Raw genomic sequence first — 19002 nt, forward strand, 5'->3', positions numbered from 1 at the left:
ATGTATTGCACGTATCGGGTAATATAAGAGTGACCGACAGGTAATAGGTATTTAATTGAAGGTGACATTCCCTATGACGACCACTTACAAGGCCCCTAATACTTCTGCGGCTGCCGGCGTGATCGCTGCCCTCGATTCGCCCCTACGCATCGCAATCATCTCCCGCTTGGCCGAGCGCGATCACTTTGTCCACGAGCTGGTCAAGGCCACCGGCAAGTCCCAACCCCTTATCAGCCAGCACCTTCGCGTACTCAAGCAGGCGGGCATCGTGGACTCCGAGCGCAGCGGCCGCGAGGTAACCTACTCGCTCATTGCGCCGCGGGTTTTGGACCTGCTTGCCGACGCCGCCAAGATCGCCTCCTAGCCCCTCCCCTCCTGCATAAAAAGCCGCCTGACTGTGCAGTTATTGAAAAAGCACTGATAATATTGAGGGCATGGCTTTACACGACAGTATTCCCAAACTAGGCGCGCGCAATACCAAGCAGCGCACCGCGGTTGTCGAGGTACTGCGGGAAATGGAGAAATTCGCCTCCGCCAAGGAGATCTACCACGAGCTCCAAGAGCGTGAGGAAAAGGTGGGCCTGACCACCGTGTACCGCACCCTGCAGTCCCTGACCGATATCGATGCAGTGGACGCGCTCCACATGCCCAATGGCGAAACCCTCTACCGCCACTGCGAGACCGACGCCCATCACCACCACTTGGTATGTACCAAGTGTGGCCGCACCGAGGAGATCGATGGCGGTCCGATTGAAAAGTGGGCCACCTCCGTAGCGAAGGACTATGGCTTCGAGCTCACCGGCCACGATGCCGAGGTCTTTGGCATCTGCAGCGACTGCGCCGCCTCCGCATAATCGCGCTCGCGGCTCCCCTCTAAGTCGCCCCTCCCCTAACCTCAGCCTCCGACTTCCGGAGCCTGAGGTCTTTGTTTTGCGGCGCACACTGGGAGCATATTTCACGCCAAGACTATAGTGCTGAGATGGCAATCAACTGCACGGTTAGGTTATTAACAAAGTGCAAAATTAGGCCTGCACGCAGCGAATTGTGGAAGCGAGTTACTAACGCGCACCCCATCCCCAGGAAAGTCGCATAGACAATGACCGGTGGAGCAATATGGGCGGCACCAAATAGCAGCGAGCTAAGAATCACACTGGCGAACGCTGGAACACTGCGATCCAAGTACCCCATGGGCAGGCGGCGAAACACAATTTCTTCTATCAGCGGCGCCAAAATTAGGTAGCACGCTAAAGAAATAATCACCATTGCGCCGCGACCGTCAGCTGAAGATGTATTTTCCGAGGGCGATAACCCCAACAACGGCCCCACAATCGCGGCTGCGACTCCAGCTATAAAAATAGCGAGGGGAACCTGCCACAATAAGTGCCGCCCACGTCGACCCAAGGGAATAAAGCCGAGACCAATTCCCCGTCGTTTTAGGTAAAGCACCAATGCCGCCGTCGGCACCACCACTGAAAGAGCAAGCGCGATGGGCATGATCGTGCCTAGCCCACCCGTGGTTAAACCAACTTTCATCACGGCAAAAACTGTCGCCACTAAGAGAACATCCATTGCAACGACGGCCGCGATTCCGATAAGCGCATCTTTCAACCTGATGTTATCCACTGCCATGCCCCTACCCTAAAAGGCTGCCACTCATCCTTAAGAATGAATTTACTCAAAATAGTAAAGCCTCCTTTACAGTAAAGGGCCCTTGACATATAGTGTGTGTCAAGCACACTTTACAAACCGTTGCTACAGGAGGTTTCCATGCAGACCACTCGCTTTGGCCGCCCCAAGTTTGGCGGCTCACAAGCCAAGCTCATTACTTTGTCCGTTGCTGCAGGCGCGACCCTTGCGGCGGCCGCCGGTGCCATCGTGGCCGCGTTCGTACACGAAGATTCACCATGGCTAGCGTTTGCCGTGTACTCGCTGTGTCTCCTGCCTGTTGCTATCTCCGCTAGCTGGCTTTTTATGGTGGACCGCTCCACCATCCGCGGGGCGACGCCCGACCCAGAAAATTCGATCGAATCCCATTGGTATTCGCAGGCTTCCGAAAACACCCTGCACGCCATTCTCATCGCCATAGGTGCATTAGGCATAGCCTCTTCCTTCTGGGAATTCCAGGTTTCCGGCACCACGCTCACCATCATCTTAGGGACTTTTGTCGCCGGCACCTTTGGCATTAGCTACTTTGCCCACAAGCGGGCAGCGAGCTAAACCATGGACAACCGGCTAAAAGAGATTCGCGAGAGCAAAGGTCTCTCGCAGCAGGGCTTGGCTACGGAGCTTGGCGTCTCACGCCAAACGGTCATCAGTATTGAAAAAGGGCGCTACGATCCTTCGCTCCCCCTCGCATTCCAGATCGCGCGCCACTTTTCCTGCCACATCGAGGACATATTCATCCCTGAAAAATAGCCGCGCAGTGCTTTGGCGCTGCGCGCTACTTCTTCACGCCACCGAAGCGGCGGTCGCGCCGCGCATACTCCTCGATGGCGGCGAAGAGGTCCTCCGGAGTGAAGTCCGGGAAGAGTTTGTCTTGGTAAATCATCTCCGCGTAGGCGGACTGCCAGAGTAGGAAGTTTGAGGTGCGCTTCTCACCGGACGGGCGCAGGAAGAGATCCACGTCCGGCATGCTCGGGTCATAAAGATGCTGCGCGATGGTTTCTTCCTTGATATCGCGCGGGTTGAGCTCGCCTGCGGCCACCTGCTTGGCGATGTCCCTAAAGCCATCCACCAGCTCTGCCCTACCGCCGTAGTTCACGCACATGGCCAAGGTCATCTTGGTATTGCCCTTGGTCAGCTCCTGGGCGGCCTCGAGCTCCTTAATAACCGAGCGCCACAGGCGCGGGCGGCGGCCGGCCCACACCACGCGCACGCCGCGCTCATTGAGCCACTCGCGTTGGCGGCGCAGCACGTCGCGGTTAAAGCCCATAAGGAAGCGGACCTCCTCCGGGCTGCGGCGCCAATTCTCCGTGGAGAAGGCATAGGCCGAAAGGTAGGGAACGCCGGCGGCAAGGCAGGCATCGACGACGTCAAGAAGCACGGCTTCTCCGCGCCTATGCCCCTCGGTGCGCTTCATACCTTTCTCCTGGGCCCAGCGGCCGTTTCCGTCCATGACCAGCGCAATATGGCGCGGCATGAACTCATCCGGGATATTCGGCGGGGTCAAAGTGCGGTTCGGGTCTGGCGTAATCACGGACTATATTCTACTGCTCCATAACCTGCAATGCGGAAACATTGCGCTCCATGTGCCACTGCAGGTGCGCCCGCGCTAGGCGATGCCCCTCCTGCTTCTGCGCATTCGTCGGATTCGTCGGGTGACTATGCGCCAAAAGCCACAGGTGATGCAGGGTTTCCGGATCTACCTCCGCAGCACCTGGCGGCCGACATTCGTGGCACGCCGCGCCGCCTACCGCAGGGTGGAAGGCGTGGTGCGGGCCAGGCCGGTTGCACTGGGCGCAGTTGAAAAGGCTGGGCGCCCAACCGGCATGTGCCATCGCCTGCAGCAAGAAGGCATCCAGCGTCATAGTGGGGTCTGCGGTCTGCAGCTGCTCCAAGGTTGCGGTGACGGATTCGTAGAGGTAGGGGTCATGGGCGGCGTCGGCAAACGCAAGGCGCTCGGCCGATTCCAGCACCGCGCACGCGGCCGTGTAGCGCTCATAGTCCTCAATGAGGCGCGCGCCAAAATAGTCGACCGTATCCGCCTGGGAGATGGTGGCCAGGTTCTTGCCCACATATAACTGGACATCGAGGTTGACGAAGAGCTGCAGGCGCGAACCAAAGCGCGACTTGGCGCGACGCACGCCCTTGGCCACCGCGCGCACGAGGCCATGATCGCGGGTAAGCAGGACTATAACGCGATCGGCCTCACCAAAGTCATAGGTGCGGATGACCACTGCGCGGTCACGATAGTTCTCGCGCATAGTGGTCTAGAACCCGAGCCTACCCAGCGACTTCGGGTCAGACTGCCAGTTCTTCAGCACCTTGATGCGCAGATCCAAGTACACGTTGTGGCCGAGCAGCTCGATGATCTCCTTGCGGGCATTGCCCACAATGCGACGGAAGCGCAGGCCATCCTTGCCCTCAATAATGCGCTTTTGGCCGGGGCGCTCCAGGTACAAAATGGCATGGATATCCAGCACGCCTTCGCGGGTGCGCGACGGCAGCATCTCATCAACCTGCACCGCCACCGAGTGTGGCAGCTCCGCCTTCAAGCCAGACAAGGCGGCCTCACGAATGAGCTCCTCGATGCGCTTTTCCTGGCCCTCATCGGTGATGTGATCATCCGGGTAGAACTTTGGGCCTTCCGGCAGGTGGTTCACGATGACCTGCACCAGCTCATCCAGTTGCACACCCTCCTTGGAGGAAACCGGGATGACTACCGCATTCGGGTCATCCTGGGAGAGCAGCTCGTGCAGGGCCAGCAGCTGCGCACCAACCTGATCCTTGCTGGCTTTATCCAGCTTGGTGACGATGCCGATGATCGGGGTCTTTGGCGCGATGCTGCGCACGTTTTCCAGGATCCAGCGGTCGCCCGGGCCAATCTTTTCATCGGCCGGGATGGTCAGGCCGATTACATCCACATCGGCATAGGTGTCTTTCACTACCTCGTTGAGGCGCTCGCCCAGAAGTGTGCGCGGGCGGTGCAGACCCGGCGTATCCACGACGATGACCTGGGCATCATCGCGGTGGACCAAACCGCGAATGGTGTGGCGGGTAGTCTCCGGCTGGTCCGCGGTAATCGCAATCTTCTGCCCCACCAGGGCATTAGTCAGGGTGGACTTGCCGGTATTCGGGCGCCCAACAAAGGAGACGAAGCCTGAGCGGAATCCCTCCGGGGTATCGGTGTATTGCGAATAATCAAGCGGGGCTGCCGTATTTTCGGCGCCTTCCGGCACGGCATCATCCGGGTCTTCTGGCAGTCCCTCGAATGCCGCATCAAACTGTGCATCAAAATCAGAACTCATTACCCGCAATAATAGCCCACGGAGTCAAGATCTCCGATTAGTTCATATCCAAATCGCACCGGTGACGCGGCATAGGGCTAATCTATGGAGAAACCTCTTCTCCCCAGCGCATACCGCGCTCACTCTCCGAAAGGCCCTTCATGCCCCGCAAATCCCCTGCCCTACTTTTGGGCGCTGCTCTTACTCTCATCCTTTCCGCATGCTCCTCGCCTGATTCCGAGCCGCCCGCCGAGACGAGTACTAGCTCTTCAGCTCCCTCCACTTCGAGCGCTACTATCTCTTCGAGCAGCACCACTTCCGCCACGACCAGCAGCGAAGAAACCGAAACCGAAGAACCAGAAGAAAGCATTGCCCCTGAACCGGAGACCCAACCCTAGGCTGCAGCCGCGGAGCCGGAGTTACTGTATTGCGATATTGGATTAGGGGCAGTTGGACACTTCTCCGATGGATCTTGGCACCAAACTGAACTCTGCAACACTCCAGAGCTAAAGAGATCTGTTCGAGCCGAAGGAGTCTGCGGCGGTGAGGAAGGTCGCTATAAGTACCCTGAGGAATGGGCCGAGCTGTGCAACGGAGGCATTCCACCTTCAGATTCGGACTATTCCGAAAGCTACGACGATATAGATGCAGGCTACACACCAGAATCTGGCGCAGATACGGATGCGCCAGCGGATTCGGATATGGGTGCGGTTGAAGGCTACGAGTATTAACAGAGAGAAGGCAGTGCGTTAAGCAACGTCAAAGCCCTGCGCCCATAGAGATGGGTGCAGGGCTTTGACGCTGGATTAGCGGAGCTTACTTAAATTCGTCCGGCAGCGGGCCGAGCTGCGGGCCGTCCGGGTAGTACTTCCAGCCGTCCTTGATTCGGACGTCATCAGCCCACGGCAGCTTGTACTCGCCCTTGGCCAAGTCCTCGACCCAGGTGAGATAGTTGTCGGTCTTACCGCCGGGGTAGCCCACATATCCGCGATTACCTAGGTTGAAGATGTTGTTTTCTAAGCCCCAATTGATGCGGGCCTTGTCAGCCAGCTCTGGGAAAATTTCGGCAGTGACGATCTCGCCGGGATTACGGTGGCCCTCAGAAATCATGTGGCCGTCGTAATTGCAGACGTTGCCTTCACCGAAGTAGTAGAAGGTGTTGTCGTAGCCAGCCAAGTTTACGGATGCGGTGTACATCAGGTTTTGGAAGGCATTCGTCTTATTGGTCATGATCCACTGATCCTGGGTCTGCGTGGAGTAGCCAGAGATACGGATATAGACGTTGGCACCCTTGTATGCAGCCTCGCGTGCGAGCTCAGGGAACATGCCATCGTGGCAAATGTTCACGGCAAGCTTGGAGCCCTTTGGGCCGTCACAAACCGGCATGCCCAGATCGCCTGGGTACCAAGGCTCGATAGGAGTCCACGGCTGAAGCTTGCGGTAGTGCAGTGCGATTTCACCATCGGAGTTGATGATGATGGCGGTATTGAAAGGCGGCTTTCCTTCCTCATGGTTTGGCTCCATGATGGAAAAGACACCCCAGACATCATTGTCCTTGCAGGCCTGCTTGAACTGGTCCACCTTTGGGTCATCGAGGCCGATGAGGAATTCATCATAGGACCAAATCTTGGTGTTGAGACCGGAGGAAGAATATTCCGGGAAGACAATAAGGTCGAGGTCTGGGTAGCCCGCCTTGGTGGAACCCACCATGCGGCAGATTTCGTCCACGCTGGCCTGGACGTCTTCCGGGGTATTGACCACCGGAACGGGATACTGAATGAGGGCCATCAACAGGCCGTCGGGGGATGCGCTGATGCTGCCAGTGCTGGACATAGTGGACTCCTATCGCAAAGTAGATGATGTGACGGGAGCCATATTACTGACACACTAGTGGTGCGTCACACTATTCATCCGGAGAAGTAGTCTCGTATAAGAGACTCATCGTAAGCCGCCCTTGATGAAATAAGAGAGCCGAGCTGAGGGGAAGGTTTACTCAGCTCGGCCGAAACTCGATAGACCTAGGGGCGTAGGTGCGGGTTCTTAAGGGAGCAGAGGAGAAAAGTCCAAGGTGATCGGGCCGAATTGAGGGCGAAAAGGCCGATCTGAGGGGTACTTTCCCTCAGATCAGCTCGATCAGATTGGACCTAACTTTAGGAGGCCAAACTTCACGGGACCCCACGCGCCCAAACGGGGCCGCGCAGGGTTTAAAGCTCCTCGGCGTCGAATTGCATGCGCGGGTGCGCAAAGACGTCCTGGGACTGAATGAGCTGGAGCTCGGCCGTCTCTGCTTCGTAGGTGTTTTCCAGCAGGTCATACACGGAGGAGGCGGTGCGGCGCAGGGATTCCTTGACGTCGCTGGTCTCGGTGTAGTGACCCGTAAACAGGGCGGCGGTAACATCGCCGGAGCCGTTGCGCTTGAACGGCAGCAGCGGCGTGGACACGAGGAAGGCACGGTCGCCGTCGACGGCAAGCATCTCAATCTGGTCGTCGGCAGTCTCGGGGCGCTTAACGGAGGTAACCAGCACAGTCTTCGGGCCGATTTCCTGCGCCTTCTTTACAGCAGCGAGGGTTTCATCCAGGGTGCCAACCTCGGAATCGGTGAGGTAGCCCAACTCAAACTGGTTGGGGGTGATGATATCGGCGACGGGCACGACGCGGTCGCGCAAGAGCGGCGGGATCTCATCGGAGACAAAGCAGCCGGACTTAGCATTACCCATTACTGGATCGCAGGCGTAGAGGGCCTTAGGGTTGACGGCCTTGATGCGGCGGACGGTTTCCACGATGGCGTCGGCAATGTCGGCGCCACCCTGGTAGCCAGAAAGGATGGCGTCGATCTGCGGGAAGGCGCCGCGCTTTTCAATGCCATCGATGATGGAGGTGACATCGCTGGCTGGAATCATCGGTCCGCCCCAGTCACCGTAGCCGGTGTGATTGGAGAAATTCACCGTGTGGACCGGCCATACCTCATGGCCGGCGCGCTGCAGGGGAAAGACGGCCGCGGAGTTGCCAACGTGGCCGTAGGTGACGTGGGACTGGATGGAAAGGATAGTCATAGCTATCTATTGTGCTACGCTGCCCGCGCGCTCACCAAGGAAAAGACAAAAATTATTCCTCCGGGCGGTCCTGCGGCTCCCCCACCGCTGGGATTCCGCCACCGGGAACCTGTTTGTCTAGGTTGGCGCGCTCGGCGGCGTCGGGGAAAGCCTTCGGGCCAGAGGGCTTGGGCTGAAAGGAAACGCCACGCTCGGCTACATCGTCGTACCAATCCGCGAGCAGCTCGTTTTGCCGGCCGAACATTTCCTTCTCCTCGGCCGGAGTGGAGTGATCATAGCCCAGCAGGTGCAGGCAACCATGGACGGTAAGCAGGGCCAGCTCGTGGCCTAGGGAATGGCCGGCGGCCTCCGCCTGGCGCAGGGCGAACTCGGGGCACAGGACGATATCGCCCAGCATGGCTGGGCCCGGGTCGGCGGCATCGGGGCGGCCGCCACCAGCGATGGCGCCAGGGGTGAGCTCGTCCATGGGGAAGCTCATAACATCGGTGGGGCCTTCCAGATCCATCCAGCGCACATGGAGATCCTCGATGGTCTTCAAATCCACACAGGTGATGGTGCACTCGGCATCGGGGTTGATGTCCATGGCGCCGAAGGCATAAGAGGCGACGTCAATCAGCATCTCCTCGTTGACGCCTTCGAAGCCGGATTCATTGAGAAACTCGATACTCATTCCATTCCCTCGTATTCAGCGGCTTTCTTATTATCAAAGGTCTCATACGCATTGACGATGCGCCCGACCAGCTGGTGGCGCACCACGTCCTTGGAGCCTAGGTCCGCGAAGTGGATATCATCCACGTTGCGCAGGATGCGGCGCACGATGCGCAGGCCCGAGACCTGGCCGTGTGGGAGGTCTACCTGCGAGATATCGCCGGTGACCACAATCTTGGAACCAAAGCCCAGACGGGTGAGGAACATCTTCATCTGCGCCGGCGTGGTGTTTTGAGCCTCATCAAGGATGACGAAGGCATCGTTCAACGTGCGGCCGCGCATATAGGCCAGCGGGGCGACCTCGATGATGCCGGCTTCCATGAGCTTAGGAATCATTTCTGGGTCAAGCATGTCCCGCAGGGCGTCATAGAGCGGGCGCAGGTACGGGTCAATCTTGTCATTGAGCGTGCCCGGCAAGAAGCCGAGCTTCTCCCCTGCCTCCACGGCCGGGCGGGTGAGGATAATGCGCGAGACCTGCTTGGTCTGCAGGGCCTGCACGGCCTTGGCCACCGCCAGGTAGGTCTTGCCGGAACCGGCCGGGCCGATACCAAAGACCACCGTATTATCGTCGATGGCCTGCACGTATTCAGACTGGCCAACCGTCTTCGGGCGGACGGCCTTGCCGCGGCGCTTAACGATGTCCGCCGCCAGCGCCGCCGATACCGACTGCGGCGCCTCCACGGCCACCATGTCCATGGTGTGCTTGACCGTATCGGTGGACACGGCGTGGCCGCGGCGGGCGATAGCCTCGAGCTCATCGAGGATCTTGGCGGCGCGGGCTACCTCATAATCCGGACCGGTGACGGTGACGACATTGCCGCGGGCAAAAAGGTCCGCATCCAGGCGGTTATTGAGCACGCGCAGGTTATCGTCCGCACTACCCAGCACGCTGCTGACGTAGGCGGAATCGAGCTCACATTTCTTCGTGATGATAGGCACGTGCTTTAGGCTACCAGCGCCGCCTACCAACGCTCGGTGCGCATGCCGATTGCCGCTAGCGCCACCATTGCCGCACTCGCCGTGCGCAGCACTTCCGGGCCGAGCTTGATGGGCGTGGCGCCGGCTTCTTTGAGGCGATCGAGCTCGGCGTCGCCAATGCCACCCTCGGGGCCGACGAGCAGGACGACGTCGTCCGCCAGCGGCACATCCTTGATGGAGGCGGTAGCCTCTTCGTGCAGGACGAGCACAGTGGGTGTGTTAGAGGAAACGCCGTCACGGCCGCCGGTGAGCTCTTGGACGAGCTGCGGGGTGGTCAGCGGGCCGCGCACCTGCGGGATGCGGGCGCGGCGGGATTGCTTGGCCGCGGAATCCGCGGCCGCCTGCCACTTGGCCACCGCCTTCGGCGCCTTCTTGCCGTCCCATTTAGCCACGCAGCGATCCGCCTGCCAGGCGATAATCTCATCCGCGCCGGCCTGAGTGGCAAGATCCACCGCGAGCTCGGCACGCTCGGATTTCGGGATGGCCTGCACCACGGTCACGCGTGGGGTGGGCTCGGGCGCGGTCACGATGGACTCGACCGTGCCCTCCAGGGATTCCTTGCCCGAGGTGGCGGTGATGGTGAGGGTGAGGCGGATACCGGTGCCGTCGATAAGCTCGAGGCGCTCGCCCTCCCCCATGCGCTTGACCGTCACGGCATGGCGGGCCTCCGGGCCGGAAAAGCTGAAGGCCTCGCCGGTGCGCGCGGCGGAAAGATCCGGGTGGATGAAGACGGGCAGCGACATTAGCGGCGGAACTTATCGCGGATGCGGCTGAAGAAGGATTCCTCTTGGCCGTCGCCGGTGGTGCGCACGCGCGCGCCCTCGTCGCGGGAGTTGCGGATCTTCTCCAGGGACTCGCGGGTCTTGCGGTCCAGGTCCTTCGGCACAACGACGTCCACGTGGGCAAAGAGGTTGCCGTAGCCATCGGTGCGCAGGCGCGGCATGCCGGCGCCATCGACCTTGATGGACTCGCCCGGCTGGGTGCCCGGCTCGATGTCGATGGTGAGCTCTTCGCCACTTAGCTGATCGATGGTGAAGTTGGTGCCCAAGGCGGCGTCAATCATCGGCACGCGCACGGTGAGGTTGAGGTCATCAGCATTGCGCTGGAAGACGGGGTGTTCCTCCGTGTGGACCTCAACGTACAGGTCGCCGGCCGGGCCGCCGCCGTGGCCGACCTCGCCCTGGGAGGCCATGCGGATACGCATGCCATCATTGATACCGGCCGGGATATTAACGGTGATATCGCGGCGCTTCTTCACGCGGCCATCGCCGGCGCAGTGGTTGCACGGATCGGTAATGACCTCGCCAAAGCCCTGGCACTTCGGGCACGGACGGGTGGTCATGACGTTACCCAAGAAGCTGCGCTGCATCTCCTGGATTTCACCCATGCCATTGCAGTTATCACAGGTAACCGGCTTGGCCTTGGACTCGGAGCCGGTGCCGCCGCAGCTATCGCACAGCACCGCGGTATCCACGGTGACCTTCTTCTTCAGGCCGGTGTAGGCCTCCTCCAAAGTGATGCGGGTGCGCAGCAGGGCATCGTTGCCCGGCTGGACGCGGGACTTCGGGCCGCGGGAACCGCCGGCACCGCCGCCGAAGAACTCGGCGAAGATATCGCCGAGGCCGCCGCCACCGAAGCCGCCAAAGCCACCGGCGCCGGCACCGCCGCCACCCTGCTCCATGGGGTCGCCGCCCATGTCCACGATCTGGCGCTTTTGCGGATCCAGCAGGACCTCCTGGGCCAGCGCGGCATCGCGGAACTTTTCCGCGGCAGCGTCATCATCCGGGTTCAGATCCGGGTGATACTTGCGGGCCATTTTGCGGTAGGCCTTTTTAATCTCCTGGTCAGTTGCGTTTTTATCAACACCGAGGATGCCGTAATAGTCACGAGCCACTGTAAGAGATATTCCTTCTAATTCGTCTTGTTGGGGTTAACTTGAAAAAATAATGCGCGGCCAGCCAGTTTACTCGCACTGCTCGCCGGCCAAAATTTCGCTCACATACCGTGCAACGGCAGAGACCTTAGAAATTGTTCCCGAGTAATCCATAAAGGTAGGCCCCACCACGCCAAGGCCGCCCAGTGTAGCCACCTCATCGCCGGTACCCAGGCCATAGCCCGTGGCCACCACGGAGGCTTGGCGCAGCTGATCTTCCTCGTTTTCCTCGCCGATAACCACGGAGACGTTGCCCAGATCGGGCACGCGGGCAAGCAGCTTGAGGACGACAACCTGCTCTTCTAGTGCCTCAATAATCTTGGGCAGACCTTCCGGAAACTCGCGCGCCACGCGCGTGAGGTTGGAGGCGCCGGCCATAATCAGCCGGTCGGAGGGCTGTTCCACCAAGGTCTCGATGAGCGTGGTGGCCACCTTGAGCACGTGGTGGCGGATGTCCAAGGGGGCGTCGTCGACAAGGTGGGCGAGCTCCACGGAGGCGTCGCTAAGCGTCTTGCCCACCAGCGCGCTATTAACGATGTCGCGCAGGCGGAAGGTCTGGTCCTGGTCGATGATTTCATCGAGCTCCACATTGCGCTGGTCCACGCGGCCGTTATCGGTGATAAGCACCAGCAGCAGGCGCACCGGGGACAGCGCCACGACCTCGCAGTGCTTGACGCGCGAGACCTTGAGATTGGGCAGCTGGACGACGGCCGCCTGCTTCGTCACCTGCGCCAATAACTGCACCGAGCGACGCAGCACATCCTCCAAGTCGACGCCGCCTTCCAAGAAGTTGAGCATCGCGCGGCGCTCCGGGGCCGAAAGCGGCTTGACCTCGTGGAGGGAGTCCACAAAGTGGCGGTAGCCCTGCTGGGTGGGCACGCGGCCTGAGCTGGCGTGCTGCTGGGAGATAAGGCCCTGGGATTCGAGCACGGCCATGTCATTGCGGATGGTGGCCGAGGAAACTCCCAGCTGGTAGCGCTCTAGGAGCGACTTAGAGCCAACCGGCTCCTGGGAGGCAATATAGTCCGCCACAATGGCGCGCAGGACTTCCTTGCGGCGGGCATCGGTTGAGGTAGACACTATGGCGCTCCTATTCGCTTCGGCGAATGATAAATTCTTTAAAGTTCGGGACGGTGTACCTGACTTTACCGTGCTCAGGGGAATAAATGAGACCTTTGTTTATGAGCTTAGCCCGCACCGGACCAAGAGCTTTATTATCCTTCCCTAGACGTTCACCGATTTCTTTCGTTTCCGCTGAACCATCGCCTAAGGCTGCCATGGCACTGAGATAGTCTCTTTCAGCTGGCGTAGCTCGATCCCAGCGAGCTTGGAAGAAGCCTGCGTCTAGTTGCTTTGTTCCCAAGCGAGCGGCCTGCCTTGCATCCGCAATGGTAAACGGTGAGATTTCGCCTACCTTCCAAATTTGGGATCCAAACTCCTGTAAAAAGTACGGATACTGTCCACTTGCCTCCGCAAGAAAATCCAGAGCGCCATCTTCGAATTCCACGTCTTGGCGCTCAGCGGGTGCAGATAGAGCTTTGCGCGCCGAATGCAAGCCAAGGCGGTCAATGGTGTGTACCTCAAACATGCGCTCCGCATAGGAGCGCGACCTAGCAACTTTTCCGGGCAAGCTCGGTAGACCAGCGCCGATTATATAAAAGGGTAGACGGTTTTGGCCTGCTTCATGCTGGGCTGAAATTAACGCCTCCATCATTTCCTCATCTAGGTCTTGCATTTCATCGATAAAGAAAGCAAGGGCCTTTCGATCCCTTTTTAGGGTTTCCGCTACAGCAGAGGTGACATCCTGCAGGTCGAGCTCTAGGTTTCCGGTAACAGGAGCTAAATCCTTAGTCTCCACTCCTAGGTTCATTGCTCCGTCCCCCAAGGAAAGGTGAAATGATGCAACCGCCCGCGACAGTGCCAAAGCACTCTCTTTCACCAACGCCTTCGCACGGTAGCGCAGCGAAGCTTTTCCTAGCCCGTTGGCAATTGCCCGCCGTACGCTCTCTGCCCCGCGCACTCCTTGCGAAGCTTCAACTTTTACCGTGAGCCAGTCACACTTATCGGCCCGTGATTTCAATTGGTTCAAAAGGACCGTCTTGCCGACTCCACGAAGGCCAATGAGCAGCATCGGGCGGCCAAGCAAATTGTTTTCTGCACGCTTAATCAAGTTGTCAAAAGCTTGTAGATCCCTGTCGCGCCCAGTGAGGACTGTAGGGGCAAGTCCCGAACCGGGAGTATACGGATTTAGTGCATCGTCCATATCAAAAGACTAACAAGAAAATAGCGGAATAACAGGTTTCTCATCGACTGAGTCAAAACTAACTGGTTTGGTTTCTACTGGACTAAGTCTAAAGATCTGGGAACGAGGATTAGGTTTCTTCGGCGACGAGGAGATCGGTGATGATGCCATCGGCCAGCAGGCGGCCGGGCTTGGTGATGCGTACGCGATTGCCGGCGCGCTCGAGCAGACCGCGGCCGATGAAGCGCTCGAGGGCGGGGGCAGCGTGGGCATCGAGCCAGGCCTCCGGGATGCCCTCGCGCAGACGAAGGCCGAGCATGATTTTCTCCATGTGGCGGTCGGCGTCGGTAAGCGTCTCGGTCTCTTTGATGGGCAGCTCGTCGCGGCCGAGGGCCTCGATGTAGCGCGAGGGGTGCTTGACGTTAAAGAAGCGCTCGTTGCCCAAGTGCGAGTGGGCGCCTGGGCCTGCACCCCACCAATTGCCGTCTACCCAGTAGATGCGGTTGTGCTCGCACTCGCCGCCGGGCTTGGACCAGTTGGAGACCTCGTACCACTCGAATCCTTCTGCCTCGAGGGTGGTAGAAATCATCTCATAGCGCCGTGCCAGCACGTCCTCATCGGGGGCGGGCAGGATACCTTTATTGACTTTGCGCGCCATGCGCGTGCCGTCTTCTACGATGAGCGAATAAGCACTGACGTGGTCCACGCCGGTTTCTAGCACTCGGTCGAGCGTCTCGCGCACGTTGTCATCCGTTTCGGTGGGAGTGCCATAGATCATGTCGAGGTTGACATGCTCGAAGCCGGCGGCGCGGGCCTCGCGGGCGGCGGCAAAGGCACGGCCGGGGGTGTGGGCGCGTTCGAGGACTTGGAGAACGCCCGGGGATGCGGACTGCATGCCGAGGCTGATGCGGGTATAGCCGGCGTCGGCAAGCTGGGCAAAATACTCCGGCGAGGTGGACTCCGGGTTGGATTCGGTGGTGACCTCCGCCCCTGGTTTCAGGCCAAAGGTCGAACGGACGGTGTTCAGGATGCGGCTCAGGCCCTGCCCTCCCAGCAGCGAGGGCGTGCCGCCGCCAATGAAGACGGTCTCGGCCGGGCGGCCCACGCGCGCGGCCCCCAATTCCAACTCGCGATCCAAGGCATCCAGGTAGGGGCCGGTGAGATCGCGCGGACTGCCAAGCTCGCCCGGGGTATAGGTATTGAAATCGCAATACCCGCAACGAGTGGCACAGAAAGGAACGTGGATATACAGCCCGAAGGGTTCAGTCATGGATAAAACCCTAATAGGGCAGGAACAAAATGGCCGAAAACAGGGTTAAGAATGTAGTATGTTTCCATCTTCCCAAGTAGAAAGGCACCCTCAGTGGAACCTCCGAGTCGATGTCCCTACCTCCTTCTAGGCGGTGGGGAGTAAATCATGTTATCGGCTATTTTGATGATTCTGGCCGGCTTTGTAGTCATTGGCCTCATCATCGTCGCGAACGCATACTTCGTGGCCCAAGAGTTTTCCTATATGTCCGTGGACCGCACGCAGCTGCGGACCCAGGCTGCTGAGGGGGATAAGACAGCACAACGCGCGCTGGCTATTACTCAGCAGACCTCCTTTATGCTCTCCGGCGCGCAGCTCGGCATTACGATTACCGGCCTGCTCATCGGCTATGTGGCCGAGCCGCTCGTGGGCCAAGGCCTGGGTACCTTGCTTGGCGGCGTCGGCGTTCCCTCCGCGGTATCAGTCACCGTTGGTACCATCGCGGCACTTTTCATCTCCACAATTGCGACGATGCTGTTTGCGGAGCTCTTCCCCAAGAACTACACCATTGCCGCACCGATGAAGACGGCGCGCTGGCTGGCCGCCTCCACGCAGCTTTACCTGCGGATTTTCGGCTGGCTCATCCACTTCTTCGAGTACTCCTCCAATGCCATCCTCAAGCTCTTTGGCATCGAACCGGTAGAAGACGTGGACTCCTCTGCCACCGCCGATGACCTGGAATCCATCGTGGACTCCTCCCATGAGGCCGGCGATCTGGATGAGAATACCTACATGGTGCTAGACCGCCTGCTGGACTTCCCAGAGCACGACGTTGAACACGCCATGATTCCGCGCTCCCGTGTGGACGTCATTGACCCGGACACCACCCTTGGTGAGGTCCGCGAGATGATGTCTACCGACCACACGCGCTACCCCGTCATCGACGATGAACACAATCCAATCGGCGTGGTGCATCTTATCGACGTCCTAGGAAGCGACCTGCCCGCCGCCACCAAGGCCACCAGCATCATGCAGGAGGCCGTCGTGGTCCCTGAGCTGATGCCGCTGCCGGATGTGGTGGAAGAGCTGCGCGATAGCGACCAGAAGATGGCGTGCGTTATCGATGAATACGGCGGCTTCGTAGGCATCGTGACCATGGAGGACTTGGCCGAGGAAATCTTAGGCGATGTCACCGATGAGCACGATATCGAAGAAACCGAGGAAATCACCGAGCAGGACGAATCCCACTGGTTGGTCGACGGCGATACGCCGATTGATGAGATCGAGCGCGCCATCGGCCACGACCTGCCTGAGGGCGACTTTGAGACCGTCGCCGGCCTCGTCATTGCGCACTCCGGTGCGCTGCCTGAGGTAGGCGAGGAACACACCATCCAGCTCGAGGCCGAGCCCGAGGACTGGGTGGACCACGATGAGGCCCCCGTTCGCTCCCTCCGCCTGCGTGTGCAAGAGGTGGACCGCCACGTGCCGTCCGTGCTTGCCATCGAGCTGGTGGAGGATTACTCCGACCACTCCGATGATGATGCCGCTAAGAAGGAGGATGCATAATGACCGAATCTTGGTGGTTTAACCTCCTCGTTACCCTGCTTATCATCGCCGCTTCCGGCTTCTTTGTGATTATCGAGTTCTCCTTGATGGGCGCTCGCCGCAACCGCTTGGAAGAGGATGCGGAAAACTCCCGTACCGCCCGCGCCGGACTGCGCTCGCTCAATGAGCTGACCATCATGCTCGCCGGCGCGCAGCTGGGCATTACCGCCGCCACCTTTGTGCTCGGTGCTGTGACCAAGCCGTGGGTGCACCACCTGCTCATGGCACCGCTGGAGGCCGCGGGCCTGCCGCTGGGCATTGCCGACGTCGTCAGCTTCCTCCTCGCCCTCTTCATCGTCACCTTCCTCCACCTCGTGCTGGGTGAGATGGCACCGAAGTCTTGGGCTATTACTCACCCGGAGACCGCCCTGCAGTTCATCGCGGTCCCCGCACGTGGCTTCGTGTGGATCTTCCGCCCGCTGCTGAAGTGGATCAACGTCATGGCCAACAAAATGGTCTCCATGGCCGGCGAAGAGCCCGTCGACCGCGCCGGTGCGGCCGGCTACGACGCCGAAACCCTGCGCACCTTGGTCGAGCACTCCCGCGAGACCGGCGCTTTGGATGATGAGTCTGCCAACCAGATTTCTGATGTCATCGAGTTGGAAAACTCCACTGTGGGCGCCATGGCCCGCGAGCACGGCTCTGAGGTAGTGCCCCTGCCTTCCGACGCCACCGTGGAGGACCTCCAAGACCTCGTCGTACGCAAGAACATCATGCGCGTGCTGGTCTTCCCTAAGGACTCCCGCGTCCCCCGCGTGGTCCACGTGCGCGATACTTTGCTGGCAGAACCAGAGACCCCGGTTCTCGAGTTCTCCCGTCCTGCCCTGTCCGTGTCTTCTTCCACTACCGTGCAAAAGACTCTGGACCACATGCGCGCTCGCAACGAGCAGCTCGTCATGGTGGGCAAGGCCGATAAGGACAACGCCGTGTGGATCCTTACCTGGGACGACATCATGGGCCAACTGTGGCCGCAAATTACTGAGCAGCTAGATAAGGTCACCCCTCCCCCGGCCGTCTAGTTCCCGCCGCGTCCTCGCCCGTGCCCGTGCCCGCTTCATTGTGGCCGGCGCGGGCTTTGCCGTTTTCGCGCCCACGCGCAAGGGCTACTTCCCGGACTGTGGATAACTGTGGCCGTAACTTTCCCAGCCGCCACTTCGCTCACTCTCCTTTCCCTGCGGCCTTGTTATCCACAGGCCCGGCCGCCACCTCCTCGCACCAGCCGACAGCGTGCCCTTTCCTAGGAGTCATGACACCACCACTGACCAAAATCGACTCCATCCGCGCTAACCACCCCACCTTCTGGACCGACCTGAAAAACGGCACCTACCTCAAGCTCGCACCGCGCATCGCAGTCCGGCGCGATCACTACCACTGCCTCGACTTCTCCTCCCAGCTGCGCCTGCGCGCCATAGCGGCCGCCCGCAGCGCCTATACCGCGGTGCTCATCTCCAAGTCCGCCGCCCGCGTCCACGGGCTGTGGGTCATCGCCACGGCCGAGGAAAAGATCGAAATGGCGCTTCCCACCAATACGCTTCCCCACAAGGACCGCCGCCATCCCGAGCGCATCTACCGCAAAGCTTTACTTCCCGAGCCCGTCCTCGTGGACGGCACCCGCTGCGTTTCCAAGGCCCGCGCGGTTATCGACGTCGCCCGCTACCACGGCTTCACCGACGGCCTCATCGCCGCCGACTCGGCTTTGCGTTCCGGCCTCAGCCGAGAAGACCTCAAGGAAGAGTTTGCCCGCATGGGCCGAGTGCGCAATAGCCGCATCGTCCGCGCCGTAATCCACCACGCCTCTTCCCTTTCCCGCTCTCCCTACGAGTCTTTCGCCCGCACCCTCCTCATTGAGGCTGATTTCCCCTGGCCCATGTTCTTCGAGGCGCCGTTTAACGCACTACCTGGTATCACGACCGCCCTATGTATCAACAGCGCCTACCTCATCGACATCATCCCCGCGAAGGCGCTTCCCCATCAGCGTGAGCGCCACCGACGTCTGCGCGAGGCCGGCTTCACCGTCCTCTGCTATACCCCGCGACAGCTCATCGACCACCCCACTCGCTTCCTGACCGACCTCATTTCCACCATCTCCGCCAGACAAAAAGCCGCCCGTTCTGCCTAAGTCCACGCTTCCTGCCTCCCGCCATCCTCTACCCCGCCGCCCTTCGCGCTCACCAGCGGTGCTTTCGCCGCGGAGTCGGCTGCGCCGGTGAGCGCGAAGGGAGGGCGATGGCGAACACCTCGCAAGAGAACCCACCGAGACTTCACCCGCAATAAGAAAGAGCCTTCGC

Annotated in this window: 21 protein-coding genes; 7 read left to right on the forward strand and 14 right to left on the reverse strand. The window is 60.0% G+C overall.

Features of this window, described 5'->3' with window-relative positions; translation table 11 throughout:
* Positions 1-73: 73 nt before the first annotated feature.
* Together QP941_RS05700 and QP941_RS05705 are read left to right on the forward strand one after the other, a co-directional pair.
* A complete protein-coding gene (locus QP941_RS05700) occupies positions 74-364 on the forward strand; it encodes an ArsR/SmtB family transcription factor (protein ID WP_005324221.1) in 291 nt (96 codons plus the stop codon).
* A gap of 70 nt (positions 365-434) precedes the next feature.
* Positions 435-854 carry a Fur family transcriptional regulator gene (locus tag QP941_RS05705; protein WP_284868317.1) on the forward strand — a complete coding sequence of 140 codons (420 nt, stop codon included), beginning with the start codon at positions 435-437 and terminating at the stop codon, positions 852-854.
* A gap of 112 nt (positions 855-966) precedes the next feature.
* On the opposite strand, the gene QP941_RS05710 is transcribed toward QP941_RS05705, so the two are convergent.
* Positions 967-1629: a CPBP family intramembrane glutamic endopeptidase gene (locus tag QP941_RS05710; protein ID WP_284868319.1), complete on the reverse strand. Its 663-nt coding sequence runs from the start codon at positions 1627-1629 to the stop codon at positions 967-969.
* Between the two features lie 138 nt (positions 1630-1767).
* Between QP941_RS05710 and QP941_RS05715 the strand changes: the two genes are divergently transcribed.
* Both QP941_RS05715 and QP941_RS05720 read left to right on the forward strand, forming a co-directional pair.
* Entirely contained in the window at positions 1768-2217 is a 450-nt protein-coding gene (locus tag QP941_RS05715; RefSeq protein WP_005324218.1) for a hypothetical protein, read from the forward strand.
* Between the two features lie 3 nt (positions 2218-2220).
* Positions 2221-2415, forward strand: a complete 195-nt coding sequence (locus QP941_RS05720; RefSeq protein WP_284787560.1) for a helix-turn-helix transcriptional regulator — start codon at positions 2221-2223, stop codon at positions 2413-2415.
* Between the two features lie 25 nt (positions 2416-2440).
* Here the strand turns inward: QP941_RS05720 and QP941_RS05725 are convergent, their stop codons facing one another.
* From QP941_RS05725 to hemW, 13 genes are all read right to left on the reverse strand, one after another.
* Positions 2441-3196 (reverse strand): isoprenyl transferase, encoded by a 756-nt coding sequence (locus QP941_RS05725; protein WP_284868321.1) that lies wholly within the window; start codon positions 3194-3196, stop codon positions 2441-2443.
* 10 nt (positions 3197-3206) lie between these two features.
* Positions 3207-3923 carry a DNA repair protein RecO gene (recO, locus tag QP941_RS05730; RefSeq protein ID WP_284868322.1) on the reverse strand — a complete coding sequence of 239 codons (717 nt, stop codon included), beginning with the start codon at positions 3921-3923 and terminating at the stop codon, positions 3207-3209.
* 6 nt (positions 3924-3929) lie between these two features.
* Complete coding sequence (era, locus tag QP941_RS05735) at positions 3930-4967, reverse strand: GTPase Era (protein WP_284868323.1); 1038 nt, start codon at positions 4965-4967, stop codon at positions 3930-3932.
* An 82-nt stretch (positions 4968-5049) separates the two neighbouring features.
* A complete protein-coding gene (locus QP941_RS05740) occupies positions 5050-5316 on the reverse strand; it encodes a hypothetical protein (RefSeq protein ID WP_284868324.1) in 267 nt (88 codons plus the stop codon).
* 446 nt (positions 5317-5762) lie between these two features.
* Positions 5763-6779, reverse strand: a complete 1017-nt coding sequence (locus QP941_RS05745; RefSeq protein WP_284815504.1) for a formamidase — start codon at positions 6777-6779, stop codon at positions 5763-5765.
* 371 nt (positions 6780-7150) lie between these two features.
* Positions 7151-7999, reverse strand: coding sequence for a pyridoxal kinase PdxY (gene pdxY, locus QP941_RS05750; RefSeq protein WP_284868325.1), 849 nt, complete (start codon positions 7997-7999; stop codon positions 7151-7153).
* A 52-nt stretch (positions 8000-8051) separates the two neighbouring features.
* A complete protein-coding gene (gene ybeY / locus QP941_RS05755; RefSeq protein WP_284868326.1) occupies positions 8052-8669 on the reverse strand; it encodes an rRNA maturation RNase YbeY in 618 nt (205 codons plus the stop codon).
* Complete coding sequence (locus tag QP941_RS05760) at positions 8666-9646, reverse strand: PhoH family protein (protein WP_005326444.1); 981 nt, start codon at positions 9644-9646, stop codon at positions 8666-8668. The genes ybeY and QP941_RS05760 overlap by 4 nt, the downstream gene beginning before the upstream one ends.
* A 23-nt stretch (positions 9647-9669) precedes the next feature.
* A complete protein-coding gene (locus QP941_RS05765) occupies positions 9670-10428 on the reverse strand; it encodes a 16S rRNA (uracil(1498)-N(3))-methyltransferase (protein WP_284868328.1) in 759 nt (252 codons plus the stop codon).
* Entirely contained in the window at positions 10428-11579 is a 1152-nt protein-coding gene (gene dnaJ / locus QP941_RS05770; protein ID WP_284766924.1) for a molecular chaperone DnaJ, read from the reverse strand. The genes QP941_RS05765 and dnaJ overlap by 1 nt, the downstream gene beginning before the upstream one ends.
* A 69-nt stretch (positions 11580-11648) precedes the next feature.
* The gene (gene hrcA, locus QP941_RS05775) at positions 11649-12698 is read right to left on the reverse strand and encodes a heat-inducible transcriptional repressor HrcA (protein WP_023020999.1); all 1050 of its coding nucleotides are present in this window, start codon (positions 12696-12698) and stop codon (positions 11649-11651) included.
* A 10-nt stretch (positions 12699-12708) separates the two neighbouring features.
* Positions 12709-13881 carry an ATP-binding protein gene (locus QP941_RS05780; protein ID WP_284868329.1) on the reverse strand — a complete coding sequence of 391 codons (1173 nt, stop codon included), beginning with the start codon at positions 13879-13881 and terminating at the stop codon, positions 12709-12711.
* 109 nt (positions 13882-13990) lie between these two features.
* Positions 13991-15130: a radical SAM family heme chaperone HemW gene (hemW, locus tag QP941_RS05785; RefSeq protein WP_284868330.1), complete on the reverse strand. Its 1140-nt coding sequence runs from the start codon at positions 15128-15130 to the stop codon at positions 13991-13993.
* A gap of 147 nt (positions 15131-15277) precedes the next feature.
* Here hemW and QP941_RS05790 point away from each other — a divergent pair, with 147 nt between their 5' ends.
* From QP941_RS05790 to QP941_RS05800, 3 genes are all read left to right on the forward strand, one after another.
* Positions 15278-16675 (forward strand): hemolysin family protein, encoded by a 1398-nt coding sequence (locus QP941_RS05790; protein ID WP_284868331.1) that lies wholly within the window; start codon positions 15278-15280, stop codon positions 16673-16675.
* Positions 16675-17733, forward strand: coding sequence for a CNNM domain-containing protein (locus QP941_RS05795; protein WP_239278682.1), 1059 nt, complete (start codon positions 16675-16677; stop codon positions 17731-17733). The genes QP941_RS05790 and QP941_RS05795 overlap by 1 nt, the downstream gene beginning before the upstream one ends.
* Positions 17734-17960: 227 nt before the next feature.
* Positions 17961-18833, forward strand: a complete 873-nt coding sequence (locus QP941_RS05800) for a hypothetical protein (protein ID WP_284868333.1) — start codon at positions 17961-17963, stop codon at positions 18831-18833.
* Positions 18834-19002: the final 169 nt, after the last annotated feature.

This window comes from Corynebacterium sp. MSK150, from assembly GCF_030229215.1.
Classification (GTDB): Bacteria; Actinomycetota; Actinomycetes; order Mycobacteriales; family Mycobacteriaceae; genus Corynebacterium.